Origin of the sequence: Bradyrhizobium sp. 40 (genome assembly GCF_023100925.1) — a bacterium.
Taxonomy (GTDB): domain Bacteria; phylum Pseudomonadota; class Alphaproteobacteria; order Rhizobiales; family Xanthobacteraceae; genus Bradyrhizobium.
This window is the reverse complement of sequence record NZ_CP064688.1, coordinates 1,620,660-1,638,724: the sequence shown is the minus strand read 5'-3', so window position 1 is coordinate 1,638,724 and position 18,065 is coordinate 1,620,660. Positions and strand designations below refer to the sequence as shown.

General features: G+C 63.8%; 17 protein-coding genes, 1 tRNA gene and 1 pseudogene. 6 read left to right on the top strand and 13 right to left on the bottom strand.

Annotated elements, in window-relative coordinates:
• Window positions 1–143 precede the first annotated feature (143 nt).
• Window positions 144–329 (top strand): hypothetical protein, encoded by a 186-nt coding sequence (locus IVB40_RS07775; protein WP_247438530.1) that lies wholly within the window; start codon window positions 144–146, stop codon window positions 327–329.
• An 88-nt stretch (window positions 330–417) separates the two neighbouring features.
• Complete coding sequence (locus IVB40_RS07770) at window positions 418–882, top strand: hypothetical protein (RefSeq protein ID WP_247438528.1); 465 nt, start codon at window positions 418–420, stop codon at window positions 880–882.
• A 651-nt stretch (window positions 883–1,533) separates the two neighbouring features.
• Here IVB40_RS07770 and IVB40_RS07765 read toward each other — a convergent pair.
• Window positions 1,534–1,603, bottom strand: a tRNA-Glu gene (locus IVB40_RS07765).
• Between the two features lie 401 nt (window positions 1,604–2,004).
• Here IVB40_RS07765 and IVB40_RS07760 point away from each other — a divergent pair.
• The gene (locus tag IVB40_RS07760) at window positions 2,005–3,213 is read left to right on the top strand and encodes an acyltransferase (RefSeq protein WP_247818558.1); all 1,209 of its coding nucleotides are present in this window, start codon (window positions 2,005–2,007) and stop codon (window positions 3,211–3,213) included.
• Window positions 3,214–3,467: 254 nt separating this feature from the next.
• On the opposite strand, the gene IVB40_RS07755 is transcribed toward IVB40_RS07760, so the two are convergent.
• The 6 genes and pseudogenes from IVB40_RS07755 to IVB40_RS07730 form a co-directional block, all read right to left on the bottom strand.
• Window positions 3,468–3,983, bottom strand: a complete 516-nt coding sequence (locus IVB40_RS07755) for a hypothetical protein (protein ID WP_247818557.1) — start codon at window positions 3,981–3,983, stop codon at window positions 3,468–3,470.
• On the bottom strand, window positions 3,980–4,786 hold the full coding sequence (locus IVB40_RS07750; protein ID WP_247818556.1) for a M15 family metallopeptidase: 807 nt from the start codon (window positions 4,784–4,786) through the stop codon (window positions 3,980–3,982). The genes IVB40_RS07755 and IVB40_RS07750 overlap by 4 nt, the downstream gene beginning before the upstream one ends.
• Window positions 4,786–5,061: pseudogene (locus IVB40_RS07745) on the bottom strand (septal ring lytic transglycosylase RlpA family protein); the annotation flags it as partial. The gene IVB40_RS07750 and the pseudogene IVB40_RS07745, both read right to left, overlap by 1 nt.
• A gap of 95 nt (window positions 5,062–5,156) precedes the next feature.
• A complete protein-coding gene (locus IVB40_RS07740) occupies window positions 5,157–5,648 on the bottom strand; it encodes a hypothetical protein (protein WP_247818555.1) in 492 nt (163 codons plus the stop codon).
• Window positions 5,645–7,165, bottom strand: a complete 1,521-nt coding sequence (locus IVB40_RS07735; RefSeq protein ID WP_247818554.1) for a hypothetical protein — start codon at window positions 7,163–7,165, stop codon at window positions 5,645–5,647. The genes IVB40_RS07740 and IVB40_RS07735 overlap by 4 nt, the downstream gene beginning before the upstream one ends.
• On the bottom strand, window positions 7,162–7,893 hold the full coding sequence (locus IVB40_RS07730; protein ID WP_247818553.1) for a hypothetical protein: 732 nt from the start codon (window positions 7,891–7,893) through the stop codon (window positions 7,162–7,164). Before IVB40_RS07730 ends, IVB40_RS07735 begins: the two co-directional genes overlap by 4 nt.
• Before the next feature lie 206 nt (window positions 7,894–8,099).
• On the opposite strand from IVB40_RS07730, the gene IVB40_RS07725 reads away from it, so the two are divergent.
• The 3 genes from IVB40_RS07725 (at window position 8,100) to IVB40_RS07715 (ending at window position 8,842) form a co-directional block, all read left to right on the top strand.
• Window positions 8,100–8,276 carry a hypothetical protein gene (locus IVB40_RS07725; RefSeq protein ID WP_247818552.1) on the top strand — a complete coding sequence of 59 codons (177 nt, stop codon included), beginning with the start codon at window positions 8,100–8,102 and terminating at the stop codon, window positions 8,274–8,276.
• A 6-nt stretch (window positions 8,277–8,282) separates the two neighbouring features.
• Window positions 8,283–8,453 (top strand): hypothetical protein, encoded by a 171-nt coding sequence (locus tag IVB40_RS07720; protein WP_247818551.1) that lies wholly within the window; start codon window positions 8,283–8,285, stop codon window positions 8,451–8,453.
• Window positions 8,454–8,644: 191 nt separating this feature from the next.
• Complete coding sequence (locus tag IVB40_RS07715; RefSeq protein WP_247818550.1) at window positions 8,645–8,842, top strand: hypothetical protein; 198 nt, start codon at window positions 8,645–8,647, stop codon at window positions 8,840–8,842.
• A 29-nt stretch (window positions 8,843–8,871) separates the two neighbouring features.
• Here the strand turns inward: IVB40_RS07715 and IVB40_RS07710 are convergent, their stop codons facing one another.
• Genes IVB40_RS07710 through IVB40_RS07685 form a run of 6 tightly spaced genes read right to left on the bottom strand, consistent with a single transcriptional unit; the run spans window position 8,872 to window position 18,065 of the window.
• The gene (locus IVB40_RS07710) at window positions 8,872–10,266 is read right to left on the bottom strand and encodes a sialate O-acetylesterase (RefSeq protein WP_247818549.1); all 1,395 of its coding nucleotides are present in this window, start codon (window positions 10,264–10,266) and stop codon (window positions 8,872–8,874) included.
• Complete coding sequence (locus tag IVB40_RS07705; protein ID WP_247818548.1) at window positions 10,266–10,523, bottom strand: hypothetical protein; 258 nt, start codon at window positions 10,521–10,523, stop codon at window positions 10,266–10,268. Before IVB40_RS07705 ends, IVB40_RS07710 begins: the two co-directional genes overlap by 1 nt.
• A gap of 48 nt (window positions 10,524–10,571) precedes the next feature.
• Window positions 10,572–13,001, bottom strand: a complete 2,430-nt coding sequence (locus tag IVB40_RS07700) for a hypothetical protein (RefSeq protein ID WP_247818547.1) — start codon at window positions 12,999–13,001, stop codon at window positions 10,572–10,574.
• Window positions 12,998–14,767, bottom strand: coding sequence for a hypothetical protein (locus IVB40_RS07695; RefSeq protein ID WP_247818546.1), 1,770 nt, complete (start codon window positions 14,765–14,767; stop codon window positions 12,998–13,000). Before IVB40_RS07695 ends, IVB40_RS07700 begins: the two co-directional genes overlap by 4 nt.
• On the bottom strand, window positions 14,764–17,466 hold the full coding sequence (locus IVB40_RS07690) for a transglycosylase SLT domain-containing protein (protein ID WP_247818545.1): 2,703 nt from the start codon (window positions 17,464–17,466) through the stop codon (window positions 14,764–14,766). Before IVB40_RS07690 ends, IVB40_RS07695 begins: the two co-directional genes overlap by 4 nt.
• Window positions 17,466–18,065, bottom strand: a complete 600-nt coding sequence (locus IVB40_RS07685) for a hypothetical protein (RefSeq protein ID WP_247818544.1) — start codon at window positions 18,063–18,065, stop codon at window positions 17,466–17,468. The genes IVB40_RS07690 and IVB40_RS07685 overlap by 1 nt, the downstream gene beginning before the upstream one ends.

Genomic DNA, 18,065 nt, shown 5'->3' with positions numbered 1-18,065 from the left:
TCTACCCACGATTAGCTTTTCCCAAATCGAGGTGCCTTTCTGTGCACAATTGAACATTGGGAACGGACTTCGAATCTCGGCATTGCACTACCATGCCGAGGTACTTTTTTCATACTACGCACGAGCGCAGGGAAGTCGACGAGGTGGGCGAAGATTTGCCGGACAAGCATGCCGCATGGGAGGAAGCAACGCGCACCGCCGGGCAGATACTCCAAGGATTGGACGGGAAGCTCACTCCTGGCCGCGAATGGCGCATGGAAGTCACCGACGAGAAGCAGAACACCCTCTACATTCTACATATTCAAGCCGAGAAGCCGACAGGGACGTGAACTCGGACGCTGTTGGCGATAACCGGACCACCATTCGGCCGTCCCTACAAAGACTTCAAAAAGCCGCGCCCCAGCCCATCTATCTGCCATGCTGAAAGCGTTCGAGTTCTGCTTGCCCACAGCAGCGAAAGCCGTGCCTGTCGGCCCCGACTGGATCCACGAAATCAAATATGACGGCTATCGGCTGCGCGTCGAGCGCCAGGGCAAGTCCGTGCGTCTGATCACGAAGAACGGCCACAACTGGACCGCCCGCTTCTCGTGGATTGTGCAGGCCGCGCTGAAGAACCGCGAGCAGCAATTCGTAATCGACGGCGAGGCCGTGGTGCTCGGCGTCGACGGCGTGTCGGATTGGCGACTAGTGCCAGCCACTTGTTCACGGTATCGACAAATCGACCGGCGACCTGTTCCTTTTTTTGGGGCTCAATGTGGCGGCCGGCTGACCGTGACCTACCTGCCCTTCTCTGCTGTAAGTGAAAGGGCCAAATGTTGCGATTATCTTCGATATGGAACGGGGCCATGTTCAAAGCTGCTCGCAAGCCCACGGCGTCTATAACCTTCTGCATCGGCAAGTTCATCCGACCGCCCTCAAAAACTGGAGCGATGTTCTGCCGGATTGCCTGAAGGACCAGAAATGCGCCGATGTCGGTGCAGCGTTCGTCGTCGAAGTTTAGTCGCGCCCGTAGCTGCGTTGCTTCGATCTGCAGGACGAGGGAAAGCTTCTCCATCGTCTCTCTCGGATTGCGAACGAAAGAAAAGTCTTTGAGATCGATCTCGGGCGAAGCTCCCGTTGGTCTCCGCTCCAGGATAGGTATTCATGCATCATCGCGTCCGGGAAAAAGGCCGCTCAAAAAGTCATTCTTCTGGAGCCGCGCCAACATCAGAAGCGTTGGAAGGTTGAGGGGGCGGTATCGGTAAAACTTCTTCGTCTTCGCCCGGATCTGCTGTCGCACGAAGCGCTTGCCATTCAATCTGGTGCCGCCGTCTGACCGCGAGATTGTGGAGGCGTCCTCCTCATCAGCCGCCGCCGCTCAGCTCGCAAATAGATCAGAATCGCATTTACCTCATCGGCAGTGTAGCCGCGGTTTAACCAGCGCCTGATTGTCGGAGGGGTCGTCACTGTGGACCAGTCGGATGCTAGTGCTTACCCAGTGCTTACCTGACACCGGGCCTGCAATTCATATCTCGCGTAAGTGTTTGATTAAGCTGGCGCTCCCTAGGGGAATCGAACCCCTGTTTCAGCCTTGAGAGGGCCAAGTCGATCCGCTCGATGCTAATCGAAGGAGTTCGGCGACGGAGGGCACTTTCACTTGGTCGTCAGACCCCGGAAGGATCGACCTTGTGTTGCGGTGGCCATGCGCTCCTACGGCGATCACAATGCGGAGAGCGAACCCTTTGACTTGCACGCAAAAACACCGTTTGAAAAACCGTTTTAGTTCGGCCGCCTCAAACGGTTCGTCTCGCTAAGGTCTTGATTTATATGGTGGGCGCACCAGGGCTCGAACCTGGGACCCGCTGATTAAGAGCTACTAGTTGTCACCTGTTCTCAATGACTTACGTGTCGCATGCTGGGGTGAACACGTCGGGAACAGTGGGCTCCCTGTGGGCCCATGTCGCACGCCGATTTACCCGACCGGGGCGCACCGTTAAGGTCCGCCCCGAAATTCCCGGGGAACTCATGGTGCTGCCCAACTACCTGCCGAACTTGAACGGCCTTCGCGCCGTCAGCGTGCTCGTCGTCATTATGCAGCACGCGACCGCTCTGCAGTACGAGTTCGCAGGCTATTACAATCCCGAATGGCTGTGGATCTCCGGCAAATTCGGCGTCGTGATGTTCTTCTGCATCAGCGGATTTCTGATCACCTACCTGCTCGACCGCGAGGTGCAGGCGACCGGCGCCGTCGACGTCAGGCAGTTCTACGTCAAGCGCATTGCCAGAATTTGGCCGATTTACTTTCTCGTCGTGATCCCAGCCCTGATACTGAACCAGCTCGTCAGAAGCGCGAGCTTCTATCAGCCGATGACCCTCACAGACTATGTTCTGATCCTGCTCGTCCTTCCTGGCTACGCTGACCGTCCATTGTTCATCGGACAGACATGGAGCATCGCAATCGAGGAGAGCTTCTACCTGCTATATCCGCTCATGGTGCGCGGGCTCGGCAAACCTGCCTTGATCGTCACGCTGCTCGCCGTCGCTTTTTCTCCAGAGATCCTTAGCCTCACCGCTCCACTGACGTGCCACCTCGCGCCCTGCGAAAAACTCGCTCACGATTACTACTGGGCACCGGGTTTCTACGGCACCATTGCGATCGGCTGCCTGACTTACCTGATCTACAGCCTGAAGATCGAGACCCTCAACAGGGTGCTGTTCTCGCCGATGCTTCAGTGCGCGGCCGCGGCCGCCGTTGGCGTGGTGATTACAGCCGCCATCCTGTCGGGCAAGGAGCAATATTTTGACTTCAGGTGGGACGCCATTGCCTTCTCGATCGTCGTTCTCAACGTGTCGCTGAACAAGAATTCGATCATCCAGATCGAAAACAGGATCACCCGCTTCCTCGGCGAGATTTCCTACGGCATGTACATGTACCACGTGTACTGCATCTGCCTCGTGCTGTTGGTCTGCATGATCTTCTTCAAGGGCGAGACCTTCCCGCGACAGCACCTGATCGTGTGCGGCTTCTCGTTCCTGCTCACCGTGGCAGTTTCGAAGTTTTCATTTGATCGCTTTGAAACGCCTATCAGAAACTGGGCGAGGTCGCGCTTCAGGCCGCGCTCAGCTGCTGGGATATTCCCGGTCGACCGAGCGATGCAGGGGCGCCTGGATCCAGCCATCGCCGCGTCGCAAGGCCTCGACCGTGGCATCGAGACGGCTGACCGACTTCGATAGGTTTTCTAGCAGCACATCCTGCACTGCCTGGTGTGACTTGACGGTCATCAGGAAGGCGAAGCCGCCGAAAACCGTGACGCCGAGGTTCACCAGAGCGCAGATCGCGGCAAAATTCTCACCAAGCATTTCAGGTTCCCTTTGCGAACCGCTCGCGCTGCCGCGCCTGGCAGGTTCGCGTGGCGTCTAGGTTGTTGTCGGCGTTGACCAGCGCGGCCCGGTGCTGGGCCAGCGCCGACTTGGCGCTCTGCCCCTTCTTAAGGTCTGGCAGTGCGACTGGCTCCGCCAAGTCCTCGCAGTCGCGAGGGATGGCGACCGTCGGGCTGCTTGGCGCGACCACGGAGTGCGCGCAGCCCATCAAGATCGCCGTCATCGAGACCGCAATCGCCGACCGGCTGAGCCGCCAGGCGCTGTTCGTATCCATCGACCTTCCCCTTCAGATCCTCGGCCTCTGCCGCCTTCTCTTTCGCCAGCTGCGCCTTGTCCTCGGCCGTCGCCTTCTGCTGCTCGAGCTGGCTTTCGGACCAATCGAGGTCGATCTTGAGCTGACGCAGCGCCGCGCGCTCGTCGCTCAGGCGATAGCCGACGCACAGCATGAGGCCGGCGAGCGCGAGATAGGTCACGAAGCCGGCGAGCACCACGTAAGGCGCAATCGCCGGGATCATGCTGACGAATGGCACGCGCGACACCACGAACGATGCAATCAGGATGACTGCAACGATCGCCAGCGCCACATCGGATGTCGCCAGATCCCAGAACAGCCCGCTCGTCATGCGACGTGCCTTCGAACCCAGACCCGGACGGGCTCGGCGCCGAAGAAGCAGATGATGAACGTGACCAGGCAAACCGCGGAGAGGAAGATGAAGGCGAACAGCGCCGCGGCGATCTGCCAGTCCGTCAATGCGCCGAGGCCGCCAAAACCGATGCTGGATCCGGCAGCCACCACCCAGTTGCGGGCGCGGCTGAAGAAGCCGTTTGCCGACGGCGCGGGCCCCGGCGGGCTGCCGGGCGGCCCCTGATCCTCATCAGCCCCTTCCGGGGCATCGCTGTCGCCATCGGCCTGCCCCTCACCGACAAGCGCCACAGGCCGCGCCACGGCTGCCTCGCGCGAGCAAAATTCAAAGTGCATCGGATCGGTGCGGCCATGGTAATCGCCGCCCCACAACGCGCCCTGGCGCTTGAACGCGTCGATCACGATCTGCGACATGGTGCCGTGACCGGTGTTGAAGCCGTTGTGCTCGGCGTCGAAGTCGATCGCCGCACCATAGGCATGGTTCGACCAGCGATCGGCGGAGCCGCGGATCAGGCGATGATTGTAGGCGCCGGAATAGTGCGAGATCCGCAAGGCGTCGACCCGGGCCTGGTTGCGGCCGCAGGACGTCCAGATGTCCTCGAGCGCGGCCCGCAGCGCGCCGGCAGCCTTGCGGTGAAACAGGATCTGCTTCACCGGCTTGCCGTCGTAGTACATCTGGAACGGCGGGATGACGGGCACCAGCTGCTTGCCGGGCTCGTCCTTGGCGGGATCGCCATAGAAGGCTGCCAGCGAAGCGGGATCGTCGTGAGGCCAGCGCGACATCAGTCAACCCTTTCGATGGTGACGCGGCCGACGCCGGCATCGACCATGCCGATGGTGCGCGCCGCGCCGAGGGAGAGATCGACGCTGCGGCCGGTCCAAGCGGCAGGGCCCCGATCGTTGACGCGGCAGATCACGCTGTGGCCGCGATAGGCGACCAGCAGGCGCGTGCCGAACCGCAACGAGCGGTGCGCGCAGGTCATCGCATGCGGATCGAAACGCTCGCCGTTCGCCGTCCGCGACCCGCTCTCGAAGCCGTACCAGGACGCCAAAACGCTTTCCCCGGCGTGGGCACACACCGGGGAAGCCGTGAGCAGGCAAAGGAGGATCAGCATGCGCATCATGCCGCGAACATGCGGCAGCAGCGCTTACGTCAACCGCTCGTTGTGCCCGACGAGCCGGTCGACGCCTCGGTAGGGCTGTTGGTGATTTGCCCCAGCGCCGCCTCGATATCGTCCGCAACTTTACGGATATCGGCGCCATGCTGCCGGAACTTGTCGATCGCGGCCTGGGCGCGATCATGCGCCAGCTGGATCTCGTCGGCGACCTTGTCGGCCTCGGCGTCCATGTTCTTCACGAGATCCTGCGTCAGGAAGGCGAGACGTTTCATGCCGCGCATGACGTGTTCCTTTGGTGCTGCGAGCTCGGCGATCGTCGACGTCAGGTGCTGTTCGAGCTTGGCGGCCGCGAGCGGCAGCGCCGCCAGGCGCACGATCTCGGCTTCAATCTCGGCATCGCTCGGCCTTGCGATCCTGCTGTCGATCCAGGAGAGGCCGGCCAGGCCGTGGCCGTAGTTGAAATTCCACCCAGCGCCGGGACGCAAGGATGCAACGGCGGCCATAATCGCACGGTCATCGTCGCTCACGTCGCAATCTCAAGCGCACGGATCGATGAGGATGCGACGCCGCCATATCTACGACCGGCGTTGCCGCCGTTGAGCTGTGTGGTGCCGGCGCCGGCCGCCCCGGCGCGCACCTTCAGGGCCGTCGAGGTGGACCCCGCCGCGATCCTTTTCGAAAAAGAGAGCTGCACCAAGTCGGCCGCTACCACCACCGTGTTCTTGGCTGCAAGCGCGTTGGCGCCGCTGTCCTGAAACAGCGCGCCGGTAATGTTTGCGTTGGCGGAATTGCCGATCGCCATGTCGACGGCAACGTCGAGAATGTGGCTGGCGAACCGTGGCGCGCAGGCGAGCAGCAGATACTGATCGCCCTCCGTGATCTGCGGGATCGTGTCGTCGAACGGGATCTGCGTGGTGCCGTTGGCGAACGCGCCGGTTTCGCTGGAGAACACCCTGACGAGATCGCCCGGCCGCGACACGCCCGGGCCATGCAGCCCCATCGAAGTCGGCGCCGCGGCCCATGTGCCGGCGGTAGCGAGCCCTGTCTCATAGGCTGCATAGGCAAGCAGGCAGATATATTTGGAGGCCAGCGTGGCCGCGCTATAGATCACCTGCGCACTGTCGGCAGCACCGGCGCCGCCCTCGGCTGTGGTACTGACGGGCAGGCCTTCGAGCAACGGCAGCACGTCGGCGCCGCTGACACAGTTGACCGCGCCGAGCGCTACAGTGCCCGCATTGTCGATGGCGATGATATGCAGTTTGAACGGCACCGCGCTGGTGGCGCCCATCGATGAGCCCGACGAGATCACCAGCGACAGCGCCGCGGTGACGGTCCGAACGGCATAGCCGCCGGCGCCGTTCTGGAACACGAAATAAACCGGATCGCTGGTGCTGGGGTCGGTGCCAGCCAGTGTTTTCAGGGCAAAGGTCGCGGCGCCGCCGGCGCGACTTTCCGCGATGGCGCCGTTGACCATTCCGGCACGGCCGCCCAGCGCGGACGTCGCGAGCTTGCGGGCGCTGATCGCGCCATCGGCGACAGCCTGGCCGGCCGTGGACGAGATCAGCTCCCAGCGATTGAGCGCCCCTTGGGTGCGGTAGCGCAGCGTCGCGGACTGCTTCGGTCCGAGCGTGACATCGCTACCGCCGAAGTCGAAGCGATTGGCCGCGCTAGATGACGCGTTCTGATCCTGCAGGACGGTATTGAACGAACCCGAATTGTAGATCGTGATCTCGCGGCCGTCGGTTGCATCCGTAACCGTGGTCGGCACCAGGCCGGTAATGTTGCGCGACGCATCGGTTGAAATGATCAAGGTGCCGGCATGCTTGAGGCCGGCCGGATTGTAGTCGTTCTGGTTCGCCGTGATCTGTGCCGGGATCAGGATGTCGCGAATGTTTTTCTTGGCGATGCGGACGCCGCCGGCGGTGGCACCGTCGCCGATCAGCGCTTCCTTCTTGGTGGTGTCGTAGCCGAGCTCGGCCACGGCTGGCGTCACGCCCTCGATGTTTGTGTTGGTGTCGCGGCGGTGTTGAACCTGCACGCTCATGTCCAAGTGCTCCCGTAGTCGCGCGTCGCACTCGGCGCGTCAGAGAAAAATCCGTAGTCGGGGCTTGCGAGCAGCGCCGCATTGGTCGCCGCACTCGCGGCGGATCCGGCGGCCGCCGAGGCGGAGCCGGCGGCAGCCGTTGCCGAGCCCGCAGCGGCGAGCGCAGACGCGGCCGCCTGGCCCGCGGCATCGGAGCCGGAGACCAGATCGGCATAGGCTTTGGTGGCAAGGTCGTACGAGGCGACCGGATCGGCCGCCCTGACCACGCGCGGCCGAAAATCGACCCCGTCGCTCGACGTCGTGAATGGCTGAATGTCGCGATCGAACTGCGAACGCAGTTCGGCGTCGCGCATGGCGGCGGCGTCGGCCAGACGCTCATGCACGCTGGGATCGAAGCGGCCGAGATTGTCGAAATCGACGCCCTGCGTCGCCGGCGTATGCCGGAAGAACCACAGCGTGACCGGGGTGGCGGGCGAGGCCGACGGGAACGCGATCTTGGTGACGGTGACGGCGCCGGAGCCGTCGAGGGCGACCGAGAAGTGCAGATCCTTGGTCAGCTGGATCGAGACGCCGGTACTGTCGAAATAGCCGACCAGGACATCGGTGGCCGACAAAGCCGAAAAACCGGGGGAGAACACGGTCTCGACCCCGGTATAGCTGCGCTCGGCGTAACAGGCTTCGGTTGCGACCGTCATGCCGGCAAGGTAGGGCTTGCGCGGGGACGTCAACCGCCCGCTCGACCACTAACTCGGGAGGCACAAAGTGAACCGCATCGGCCGCCGCACCGCCATTTGCATGGGTGCCCTCGTGCTGGTCGCGATCCTTGTAAGCCTGCTCCGGTAGCCGACGCCGTTCACAGCCCTTGAGGCGGTGGTCAAACGGCAGGATTGGAGCAATAAACGCCCTCCCGCGTTGTTCAGGGCGGAGATCTATCATGACCCCAGAGAAGCGCGTATTGCTTGCCATCCGGAGCGCCCAGAACATACTGGCACATCACATTGAACCGGGCGGCCCGGACAACAAGGCAACCATCGACGCCCTGCTTACCGTGCTCGATGACGAAGAGGTCGTCGCGGCCGTGCAGGAGCTTGAGCGTACGAAGGCGGAGTAGAGGCCAATGCCGATCGAGGTCTACCAGGGCCACGTGCTCGAACCGCATCAACTGGAAGAACTCCGCGTGCAGCTCGAGGCGTTCGACACCATCGAGGAAGTCGACCCCGAGATGCGCGGCATCATCGAGCGTAACTGGCCGCATCTTGTAGCCAAGCTGCCTCCGGATGATGCCTGAAACGCAGCGCCCACGGCCCGAGATGACGCCACACCCTTGAAGGGACTGGACGGCCGATCTGTTGTTGAGATACACTGCGGCTAGTAGTTTTTGTTTAGCAGCATCCATTGCCATGCTTTCCCGCAATATCGACCCCGTAACCGCGATAATGATCTTGATGCTATTGCTTGGGATGACCATTGGAGGCCTTCGTGCCTTATACGTCCTCTTCGGATGAGATGATCTGGCACCAGCGCTTTGCCGTCTTCCCTCATCGAACGGTTAATGACGCCTGGACTGCTCCGCTTGAGAAGGTGTGGTGCCGGCAGCGCAAGGACGGCAAGTGGGAATATCAGGGGGTCAAGCCCCCTGAAGAGACGTTCGAGGATTGGCTCGACACGCAGATTTAGGCAGTCCGAGCAACGGTTACAGGACTGAATTAGGGTGTATTCGTCGGCTGCGTATAGGTGCCCGCGATGACCTGCTTTAAGCGGCCGGCCAATGTAATGTGGCTGACCCTAACGAAGTGCGTCTGATCGTTCTCAAGGGCAAGATCATCACATTCCACCAGCCACTGCGGCCCGCCAACATCAGCATCGCAAACAGACTTTTGACCAGCTCGCACTAAATTGCGGTTCGTCGCGCTTCCGAATTGCGATGAGAGTCGCCCGACAGCGATCGGGCAAGCGGCCGGGATTTTCCAGTCTCCGCTTTGGTTCCTAAAGCCAGCCACCAGAGTTGCGAAGTTGGTTCCGTAGTTCGTGGCAGGCGTTGAGGCTGTCGCGTCGGTCTCTCCCTGCTGCCACCAGAGTAGAATGATCGTCGGGTTGTAGCCAGCCGCGCGGAGGGCAGCCATGGCATCGCGGACAAAGAAACCGCCGTTCGCAAAAAGCTCATTTGCCTCTGACCAGTCAAACGTTCCGTCCCCAGTCGGCGCAAGCTGCGATCCCGACGCCGGGTAACGTATATGCGCAATTCGCTTGGTAGGGGTGACAGCGAACAATTGCCGCGAAAGCTCAACGTCCGCAGCCCATTTTCCGGTCGTCGCACCGAAGTCGTATCCCGTGATCGTGCCCGGTCGCATGGTGACCCAAGCAGATCCGTTCCATGTGATGATGTTGGGGTTGACCGGATATGGCCACGATTGATCCAGTTGTTGAGCAACGGCGTTGCTCTGTCCAGCGGTCACGATCACGTCAATCGGAGTGCCGTCAGTCCAGCCACTATAGCCAGAGCCCTTCCCTGTCGGGTCAAAGTCAACAGTCGCTGAAGCGCCACCGCCCTGATGGCCCACACCAACATGCAAGGCATGTGTCATTGCCGCGTTCATCGTGCGCGGCGTGCTGAAAGCTCCTCCATTTTTGCTAAAGCAGACCGTGCCGGGTGAAGTCGACCGGTCGATGCGCAGCCTGATCACGTCGCCGGTCGTGTAGCTCGCCAGCGTGTCGATATTGGTAAAGCCAGACCCACAGTAAACAACGCCCGTGTTGAAATAGCCGACAGCCAACGTCGAGTTAGCAAGTCCGGAGCCTCCTGGCACCGAGAGCGACAATGTGGTGTCGGCGCACCCGACCGACATGCCAGAGCCTACCGCGCCGATCGTGAAGGCACATTCATACTTGCCTGATGTTATACTCTTGATGGATCGAACGAACGCTTGAGGATTGGAAGCTCCTGAAACCGTCAGATTTCCATTGCTGAGAACGTTGTTGGCGGTCGCGCCGGCAGGATCAAGTGTAGTCCCCACCGGGACAGGCGGCGGCAGCGGTGCTATCCCCACTGTCCCAAGGTCAGTGAACGCCATCCCCAGGCCGAGGCCGATCGCAGGCGACATCAGAGCAGTGCCTTGACGCTGGTCGCCGTGGTGCCGGTCTTCTTGATTACGGTCGCCGCCACCGCATAGATCGTGCCGGGATTGAGCGCAGGCAGCGTGCCGCTCGTGCCGTCGATCATCGTCACGGCCACGTCGCCGGAAACGCCGACCATGATGCCGCGCGACGGCTTGGACAGCGTCTGGTCTGCCGCCGAAACGTCGACCGTCACGATGCCCGTTGCCGGGCCCAATCCACCGATCGCACTTTCGACGCCCATGACCACCTCCTGATGAAGTGGTGCGACCCTACGGGCCGCAGCCGCCCGTCAACCGCCTCCGAAGGCCGCCCCGATGTTCGGCGCCCGCTCCGGCGCCGTCTCGCCCTGGCGCCACCAATAGCCCTGCCCGTACTCCTTCCGGGCGCGCTGCTCGCGCCGCGCGAAGCTCTGCGAATAGGTTGGGTCGACCGCGCGATGGATCTGATCGAAGATCAGCCGGTCGGTCGCGAGCCGCGAGAACCAGAGATTGGATCCCGGGGTGATGTGCTTGACGAGCTCGATGCCCTGCCCGATCGCGCCAGGCCGGCCCTTGACGGCGGCCGCGCCAAACCGGCCGGCGTCATCGATGAAGCCGCCGATCGGCCCGGAAAACTTGCCGATGACGCTGCGGTCGGCCGCCTGCGAGACGCCGCCGACGAGGTCGCCGAAATAGCCGGCGCCGCCGCCCTGGATCGCCGCCTGCCCCCAGAACTTGACTTGGTGCATGTCGATCGGATCGCGCCCCGACAGCATCTGCCGCGCCTGGATGATGCCCGCGCCGGCGAGCAGATGCAGCCCATAGAACAACGCGTTGTTCATGGCCTTGTTGCCGGCGACGCCGTCCTTGATCGCCAGCGCCGTCATGTGGGTGGCGATCATCGTCATTGAGAACGACTGGAACATGGTCGCCGTGCGCGCGACCTCGCCCATGAAGGTGCCGGCCTGGGCGCCCTGCGTGGTGACGTTGCGGATCCGCGCGTCCGGCTCGAGCACGGCCAGCGCCCGCTCCTGCAGCACGCCCTCATAGAGCTTGCGCACCGTGTCGTCAGAGGCCGCCAGCGAGCTGTCGAAGAACTTGGCGCCCTTGAAATCGAACTGCGGCAGCGCGCGCAGCTTGTCCCATTCGGCCGGCGTAATGCCGTAGCGCTTGAGAAAGCCCTGCAGCGGCGCATCGAGGTCGCCCATGGCGCGATCGGAGTGGCGGGCGACATAGCCCAGCATCTCCATCGTGAAGGCCTTCTTGATGCCCTCGGTCCACGCATTGAGGCCGGAGGCACGGATCACAAAGTCCGACGTCTTCTTGATCAGCTCCGGCGTGAACATCTGGTCGGCATAGCGGAAGGTCGAGACCGCGTGGTCGCTCATCGCGTGCCCGGTCACCAGCAGCCGCGCGGCGTCCTCCTGCATCTTGGGATTTTCGGCGAAGATGGTCTCGATCGCGCGCGCCAGCACCTTGCCGCCGTCCATGCCGTTGTAGCGGGCCGCCAGCAGCGCGGTAACGCTGTCGCCGATCGAGGCCGAGACCGTGGCCGAGCCAAGCGAGGAGGCCGCCATCAGCGAGCGCGCCGAGCCGAGCACGCCGCCCCACATCGCGTTATCGACGCCATTGGCGCGGCCCGACAGCACGGCATAGGTGCGGTCGATTGCGTTGCCGCTTTCCATCCCCAGCGTGCGCGCAGGGCGGACCCGGGCCGAGCCTGGCCGCCCCAGCTTTTCCCAAGCGCGCGCGTTCTTCGCCAGCATCGACGCGGTCACGGCATGCTGCGGGCCCAGTACGTCGACCAGGGCGCCCTCGCGCGCCATGGCGCCGAGGTGGCCGATCAGGGTGGAGAAGATATCCGCGCCCGAGCCGTACTTCTCCTGCAGCTGCAGGAAGGCGTTGAGCCCGTCGCGGCCATCCTGAAACTGGAACATGCGCATCTCCTTGGAGAAGGCGGGCGCGGCGCCCGCTTCCGTGATGATGTCGCGCGCGGCCTTGTCGACCAGCTGCTGAATGCGCGCCGGGTTGGTTGCGATCTCCAGCCGCTCCTTGTCGAACACCTTCAGCCCGCCGGACTGGATCGCGTTGGCGATGTCGCGCCTGAACTCGTCGCCGGTGCCGAAGCGGCGGACCCGGTCGGCCGACCAGAACTGCGGCAGCCGCCAGTTTTCGTTCTCCTCGAAGATTTTGCCGGCGGACTGCACGAACTTGACGCCATATGCGGTCGCGTCCTTCCAGCCCGCGGCGGCGGCCTTCGCGACGGCATCGCCGCTGTCGACGTTGAACAGTTCGGATACCAGGTTGCGGGCGCCTGCCGTGTTCTGCTTTAGCCCTGCGAGCTGCGACTTATAGGCCTCGAAACCGGCATTGAATTTCGAGAACAGGATCTCGCGCAGCGTCTGCGCGCGAGTGTCGACGTTTTGCGTGCCGGTCCGGTAGATGTCGCGCGTCAGCACCGCCATGCCGCCGGCGGCCGGCCCCCACGGGTGCGCCTGTGCCACCTGCTCGGCTGCGGTCTGGCGCTGCACCTGCAGCGCGACCGCGTTCTTCTTCTGCCGCGACGTCGTCAGCATCTCGCGCGCCGCCTGCAGCGCGGCCGCGGCGTCGGCCTTGGCGGCGGGCATGTCGAGCGAGAACTTGTTCTGGTACCGCCGCCACAGCGCGTCAGCAGCATCCGCCTGGGCACGGGTGATCTTGCCCATCTTCTGCAGCTTGGTCAGGCAATCCTTGACGCTCATTCCGCAGCCTCCAGACCGATCACGCAGGCCTCCAGCTCTTTCGCCGCACGCTCGAACTCATTCAGCTCCCCGAGCACATCAGAGAGCTTTTGCGTCGTGAACTGATAGGTGCCGTCCGGCAACCGGGTCTGCGTCGTGAACTCGGCGTCGGGGTTGGCGGCCAGGACGTGATCGAGATCATGCACGGCCGCGTCGAAGGTTTTCGGATCGGCATCGAGGGTCGACATTTCTTCCGGCGTGAGATCGCGGGCAGATACGTCACGAGGTAACGCAACGACGTCTTCGTCGGTCGCGCCCAGCGCCGCCCGCTCCTCCGGCGTCGCCGCCTCGAGGCGCTTGTCCCAATAGCTGGCAACGTCGTCGGCTTCGCTCGGCATGCGATCGAACCGCTCGACCTCCGGCTCAAGCCCATAGGTCTCCGGCCGCAGGTGCTTCTCGCCGGCAATGGCGAGCTCCTCCGGCGTCTGCGACTTGGCAGCTAACGCATAATCAGCGGGCTGCGGACGATCGACAACCAGCCCAAGGTCTTTTGCCTTCCTTGCCGACGCGGCATCCATCTCGACGGGAACAACCGGCATCTCCCTGTCGCGCATCGCGGCCCATCGATGTTGGCCGTCTACAATATCAACGATGTCGCCGCCGTGTCGCTTGTTGACGCGAGCACTGATCTCCGGCGGGTTCCAATTCTCAGGTTCGGATGCGAGAAATTCCTTTGCGCCTGTGCGCTTGTCCGCGCTGTACGTTCTGTTCATCGGACCGAGCATCGCGTCGAGCTTGTCAGCATCGACGAAGACGATCGAATTTTCGGGATTGAGCGGCACTGCAGACGTCGCCAGCTTATAATCCGGCGATAAGGAGGCCGCATAATCAGCCACATGGGTTGCATCAAACCCTTCCCCGGCGCGCACCGGCTCGCCACGCACCGCCGACCTGGTCGCATCGACCGCCGCATCCCGCGCGGCCGCTTCGCCTGCCGCCGTCGGGAACGGGTTGGAGAGGTTCAGCTGCGCTTCGCTGGTCGCCGCATGCACCTCGTCGCGCACGGTCACCGGCAGCGTCCTGGCGCCGGTACCGGCCAGCTTTTGCAGGCCGCCGATACCGGCGCCGAAGATGCCGCCGAACAGCGCAGCCGAAGCGATCTCGCCGGGGATCTCGCGCAGCGAGCCGGGGACGGCCGCCGCCCGCGCGCTCGCGCCGGCGCCGGCGATCGCGGCCTCGGTCCCGCCGCCGATCAGCGCGAATTCGAGGGCGCGGAAAGCGATGCCGGCCTGGCCGGCGCCGCCGAGCGGCAGGCTCGCAATCGCGACCGGATCGGACACGCCGGCGGCCAGCGTGCCGGTAATGGTGCCGAGCGTGCCGCCCCATGTGGTTTCGCGGTGACCGAACGCGGCAGCATCCTCGTGCGCCTTGCGCATGCGCAACAGCGCCATGGCGTCGATGTCGCTCTCGCTCAATGGCCGCCAGCTCTGCCCGGCCCCTTCCAACGGCCTGGGCAGCTTGGCGATGCCGTCGTTGAGCTCCTCGAGACTTACCCCGCCGCCCATACCATACAGCGGCAGCTGCACACCCGTTTGCGCCTTGATGTCATCGTAATAGGTCGCAAGCGCCCGCTCGCGCGCATTCTGATAGTTGACCGAGGAATTCCATTCGGTCATCGACCGCGTCGAGACGTCGAAGGCCTCGGAAAACTCGGCCGGCAGATCGGGCGCCAGATTGGACTGCGCATTCTGCAGCGCTGGAAGCGGATTGAAGAGATCAAGGCTCACGGCAAAGCCCCCGATAGGGCGAGAGGATCATTGACAGGCAGGGCAGCGGGCTTGCGGCCGCGCAGATCCAGCACGAACGGCTTTCCATCACCGCTCGCCGCGTATTGTGGGTTGCCGTCGTCGCGGTTGACCTGCACGAGATAGCGGCCGTCGGCGACAGCCTGCAGCCTAGTGCTGCCGCGCAGAAACTCTGCCGTGATCGGCTTGCCCGATGTCGTCTGTGCGCCCGCGACGTCGGCATCCGTCAAGCCGAGCAGCACGCCATCAAAGGCAGCCTGCGTCATGCCGCGCGCCGGCGCGATCACGGCCGAGCCGTTGTGCGACAGCACGCCACCGGTGACGTCATCGGTCGCCTGCTTGAGGCGCGAGGTGCTCAGATTGCCGCTGCTGTCCTTGGCCTGCGCCGACAGGAACGCATACCGCGCGTCGATCGCATCCTGCATCGAAGCATAGGAGCCGCGCGGATCCGTGCGCGAGGCCACGTTGAAGGCGGCGGCCGGCAGGTAGCTCGCCCGCGAGCTGTCATAGGTCTGGCGGTTGGTACCGGTCGGTACGTACTTCTCGTCGGTCTTTTGCGCATCGATCCCCTGCAGGATCGAGCCGGCCACTTCCGGCGCCAGGCCGTAGAGGCCGGCCGCCATTGTCACCGCCGGCCGGTCGCTCTTGGCGGTGCTGCCGGAAACCACCTGCGGCAACGCGGCCGCAAACGTCTGAGGCGAGAGCCCTTTGGCGAGCTGGCCGATAAGGGCGGCGCGATCGGCCGGCGTTGCGTCGGCATAGCGCTGGTGAAACCCTTCGGCCTCCTGCGCCGTGAACGGCGAGCCGGATCCGCCATAGACCCGATGCGCGATCTGGGCCTGGGCGTCACGGTTCCTCAGCGTCGAAATGAAATCGTCCCCCATCGCACCGCCGGGGTCGATCGGCTGCAGCGCATAGAACCGACCGCCGTCCTGGCCGCCGAGTGTCACCGGCTCGCTCTCGCGCCGCTTGACCTGGTCATCGCGCACCGCCTTGAAGGCCTTGAGCATGTTGACGCCGGTCTGGGTCGCGTTCGCCCCCGGCGTCGACAGCTCCGCCTCCATCTGCTTGATCCCTGCATCGAGCAGGGCCGGCGGCGTCGACTTGGCCTGGCGGATCAAGGGCTCGGTTTTCTCTGCAAAATCGAGATCGCGCAAACGGCCCGCAGCCGCCGCATCGCCACGCGCGGCCGCGGCGGTCTGGCTCGCGCGGTAATCGGCGATCCGCTGCGGTGCGACCTCGAAACCCGCGCGCACCAGGCTCGGAATTGGATCGTTCGTTTCTGCCGCGGCAGCCTGCGTCGTCAGCAGATGGGTCTCGCGCGCGTTCTGCTGCTGCAGCACCGCGCCGACGGCCGCCGTTGCCTGCAGCGTCGCCGACGGCGAGGAGAACTGCACGTCCATCGGCGCATTGAAACGGCCGTAGAGCTTGCCGATGTAGTCCTTGGTTTCCTTGATGTCGACGATCGAGGCCAGCTGACCGGGCGAAAAGCCGATACCGAATTTTTCTTCCGCTTTGGCCTTCCACGCATCGGCGCGCCCGGGCCCGGCATTGTAGGCCGCAGCAGCCAGCGCCACGTTGCCGTCATAGCGCGTCACCATCTGCTGCCAGTAGGCCCGACCGAGCTGCAGGTTTAACGCCTGGTCGGTCGTCAGCCGCTGCTTCAGATCTGCATCCGACAGCGCCGCAATATCTTTGCGGCCAAGCGCCGTCGCAACCTCGCGCGCGGTGGCCGGCATGATCTGCGACGCACCTAACGCACCCTTCGGCGACACCGCCGAATTATCGCCATTGCTCTCAATCGCGACGATACCGTTGTCGAAGATCTTCTGAGCGTGGTCCGGCTGAACAACCCGCCCGATCGCGAGCGAGGCCGCCTCCGGATGAAAGGCTGCAGACTGCACTACGCTCTGTTGACTGTTGCCGTCGAGCCGCCCCTGCGCTGCGATCTTCAGGCTTTCGCGCCGGACCGGGTCGAGCGAGGCAAATACCGCCGGGTCATTCAGCGCCTTGATCGCAGCCGCCGGGTTGCTCTGCACCAGCCCCATGGCGTCGGCCTGATCGAGCTGGCCCGAAAACGACTTGAACCGCGCAACCGCCGTCTGTCCGTCAATCCAGCCGGCGCCATGCAGCCGCTCCAGATCCGTCTGCACCCGGTCGATCGCGGCCTGTCGCTCCTGCGGCGACTTGGCGGTGGCCGCATCGTTCAGCGAGGTCTGCGTCAGCGTGTCGTTGCCGGCGATGTTGACGTCGCGCTGGCGGCCGAGCTGGGCGGTACGGACCTCATTTTCCGACGACAACGCCACCCGCGTCATCTGCAGCGAGGTTGCGGCGCGCAGCTTCGGGTCGGAAATATTGGCGAGCGCGTCGCGCTGGTTTTCCGCAGCCTGGTCGCGATAGTCCTTCTCGGCGTTCTGGAAATCCTGGCTTTCGACGTGCTGCTGACGAAGCTCGGCGTTCTTCGTCAGGAACTGCTCCATGCCCTGCGAGGCCAGCGTGTGCTGCTCGCCTTCCTGCAGCTTGGTCGCAACTTGCTGCATCTCCTGGCCGAGGCCGCTGACGGCCTTGCCGACACCGGAGACATCCGGCGTTGCCGGCATCGAGGCCGGCTGAAACGCGCGCAGCGGCGAGTTCGACGCGCCGACCTGCTCCTGCTGGTGATATTCCGGAAGGCCTGCCATCACGCCCCCGCCATGCCCTTGATCGGATTGAAGCCGAAGCTTGTCAGGTTGAGCTTTGGAAAGCTGCCGCCCGCGCCGCCTCCCATCGCACCGACGCCTGACAGCAGCGCGCTGCCGGCGCCGATGATGCCGGCAGTCATGTCCGCATCGCCCTTGTAGCGAGCCATCGTCGCACTCAGCATGTCGGACGCGCCTTGCGCCTGGTAGCTCGCTTTGCTCGTCAGCGCGTTGGCCTTGTCGATGTCGAACGACGCGGCCGCAATGTTCATGTCGGTTTGGATGCGCCCTGCCGTCTGCCCTTGCACCAACAAGGGCGAGCCGAACGACGGGTCGAGGTTGCCGCCGGCGAAATACGACCGCTGCGCCGCCAGTGTCGAGCGGCCCATCTCCGCAATCTTGCCGAGCTCGGTCTTCTCTTTGGACGCTGCGAAGTCGACGCCCATGCCGGCAATCTCGGCGTTCACACCGTCAAGCGAGGCCTTGTTGTCGTACGCCTTGCCCTGCAGCGCATCCATGGCGGAGGACGATGCGCCGCCCATCAACTTGCCAATCGCGTTGACGCCGGCAGAGGCCACGAGCGCAATCGTGAACGGATCCAT